This is a genomic window from Streptomyces sp. W16 (assembly GCF_033194735.1).
In the GTDB taxonomy this organism is placed as follows: Bacteria; Actinomycetota; Actinomycetes; order Streptomycetales; family Streptomycetaceae; genus Streptomyces.
Genome location: NZ_JAWOAI010000875.1, coordinates 1 through 2,493, shown reverse-complemented (window position 1 = coordinate 2,493; position 2,493 = coordinate 1). Strand labels below are relative to the sequence as shown.

The 2,493-nt window shown below is 71.3% G+C and carries 3 protein-coding genes; all 3 read right to left on the bottom strand.

Annotation, left to right across the window (positions count from 1 at the left end; translation table 11 throughout):
- On the bottom strand, positions 1-593 hold a 593-nt coding region (locus tag R6V09_RS50810; protein WP_317888198.1), incomplete at its 3' end, for a 1-phosphofructokinase family hexose kinase.
- Between the two features lie 127 nt (positions 594-720).
- Entirely contained in the window at positions 721-1,932 is a 1,212-nt protein-coding gene (nagA, locus tag R6V09_RS50805) for an N-acetylglucosamine-6-phosphate deacetylase (RefSeq protein WP_317888197.1), read from the bottom strand.
- A partial coding sequence (locus R6V09_RS50800) for an ROK family protein (RefSeq protein WP_317888196.1) occupies positions 1,932-2,493 on the bottom strand: 562 nt, incomplete at its 5' end. The genes R6V09_RS50800 and nagA, both read right to left, overlap by 1 nt.

Below are 2,493 nucleotides of genomic sequence, written 5' to 3'. Positions count from 1 at the left end.
TCGTGGGAGCCGGTGAGTTCGGCCAGCTCGTCGGCGTTGGGCTTGACGATGTCGGGCCGGGCGGCGACCCCGCGCCGCAGCGGCTCACCGCTGGTGTCGAGAAGGACGGGCACACCGGCCGCCCGCGCCGTCCGGACCAGACCCGCGTACGCGCCCACCGGCACCCCCGGCGGCAGACTCCCGCACAGGGCCACCGCCGACACCCCGCCCAGCAGCGCCTCGTACGCCTCCTGGAACGCCGACCACTCCGCCGAAGTGACCGTCGGGCCGGGCTCGTTGAGTTGAGTCGTGTCACCGGTCAGCTCGTCCACCACCGCCGTCGTGCGCCGGGTGGCACCGGAGACCGGGACCAGCGCGTCCAACACACCTGGCACACCGGCGAGTTGGTCCTGTACGACGCGCCCGGTGGCGCCGCCCGTGAACCCGGTGACCGTCACCTCGTGGCCGAGGGCGGCGAGCACCCGGGCCACGTTGATCCCCTTGCCGCCGGGCCGCTCGGTCACCTCGGACACGCGGTGTGTGCCGTGCGGCCGCAACTCCCGTACCCGGTAGGTGATGTCGAGCGCGGTGTTCAGTGTGACCGTGAGAATCACCGGGCCGACCTCCCCCGAAGACCGCATGAATGCGCTTGCTGTGTGTTCCGGAGGCTCGATGATGTCAAACAGGAGGCGGTCCTCCCAGTCCCCCCAGGACAACCGCCTCCCTCAACAGTGGTACATATCACCCCAGTTGCGGCTCGACCACCCAAGTGCCGCGCCGCATAACGCCCTTGAGGTCGAAGTCGGAGTCCAGCAGCACCAGGTCGGCGTACTTGCCGGGCTCCAGTGAGCCGATCTCGTCGTAACTCCCCAGCAGCCTGGCCGGGTTGGCCGAGATCGCGGCGACCACGTCCTCGACCGGCAGCCGGTCGACCGTCACCGAACGCTTGAAGGCCCGGTCCAGGGTCAGCGTCGAGCCCGCGATCGAACCGCCCTCCACCAGCCGCGCCACACCCTCACTGACCTCGACCTCCAGCGGGCCGAGCATGTACCGGCCGTCGCCGAAGCCCGCCGCGTCCATCGCGTCCGTGATGAGCGCCACCCGCTCCGCGCGCGCGTGGTGGAACGCCAACTCCAGGGCGGCCGGATGGAGATGCGTACCGTCGTTGATCAACTCGACGGTGACGCGCTCGTCTTCGAGGAGCGCCGCGATCGGACCGGGCTCGCGGTGCCCGAGCTGCGGCATCGCGTTGAACAGATGCGTGGCGACCGTCGCGCCCGCGTCGATCGCCTCCACCGTCTGCTCGTACGACGCGTCCGTGTGCCCGATCGCCGCGATGACGCCGTGTTCGACGAGCAGCCGTACGGAGTCGAGGCCGCCCGGGAGTTCGGTCGCGAGGGTGACCATCTTGGCGCTGCCGCGCGCCGCGTCGACCAGCTTGCGCACGTCCGCCGGGTCCGGCTCGCGCAGCAGCGCCTCGGAGTGCGCGCCCTTGCGGCACGGCGAGATGAACGGGCCCTCGAAGTGGATGCCGGCGAGGTCGCCCTGTTCAGCGAGTTCGGAGAGGAGGCCGGCGCGGTGGGTCAGGAAGTCCATCTCGCCGGTGACCGTGGAGGCGACGAGGGTGGTGGTGCCGTGCAGGCGGTGGGTGTGGATGCCCTTGAGGACGTCCTCGACGGTGCCGGAGGTGAAGGAGGCTCCGCCGCCGCCGTGGTTGTGGAGGTCGACGAATCCCGGGACCAGCCAGTGACCGGTGACGTCGAGGACCTGGGCGTTGTCCGGGGCGGCACCGGTGATTCGGGTGCCGTCGACGATCACTCGGCCGTCTTGGACGGTTCCTGTGGGGAGGACCACCGTGGCGCCGGACAGGATGAGGGGCCCTGTGCCGGTTGCGGGCTGCGGGTGCGTCGTGGCTTGTCGCGCAGTTCCCCGCGCCCCTGGGTCGGCTGCCATCAGGCGGTTACCTCCGTACGGTCGGTGTGATTGAGGAGATCCCAAGCCAGCAGGCCTGCGCCCAGGCATCCCGCTGTGTCGCCCAGGGCCGCGGGGACGACGGACGGCAGCTTCTGGAAGGTGATCCGGGCCCGGACCGCCTCCCGCAGTGGTGTGAACAACGTTTGCCCCGCTTCCGCCAGGCCGCCACCGATGATGATCGTGCGGGGGTCCAGGAGGGTGAGCGCCGTGACGAGGCCGTCGGCGAGGGCGTCGACGGCTTCCTGCCAGACCTTTTCCGCGCGAGGGTCCCCGGAAGCGACCGCCTTCGCACAGTCCGCCGCGTCCGCCTCCGGGTCGCCGGAAGCGGTGGCCCACGCCTCCGTCACCGCCGCCGCGGACGCGTACCGCTCAAGACAGCCGGTCTGGCCGCAGGGACAGGGCGCACCGCCCGGCCGTACGACGATGTGGCCGATCTCGCCCGCGAAGCCGTGCGCGCCCGCCTCCACCCGGCCGTCGATGCCGATCGCGCCCGCTATACCGGTGCCCAGCGGCACGAACAGGAAGCGGTCGGCGCCCTTG

What these genes read in the sequence shown, in the direction of transcription:
- nagA (WP_317888197.1), bottom strand. Translation starts at nt 1,932, where the DNA reads ATGGCAGCCGACCCAGGGGCGCGGGGAACTGCGCGACAAGCCACGACG.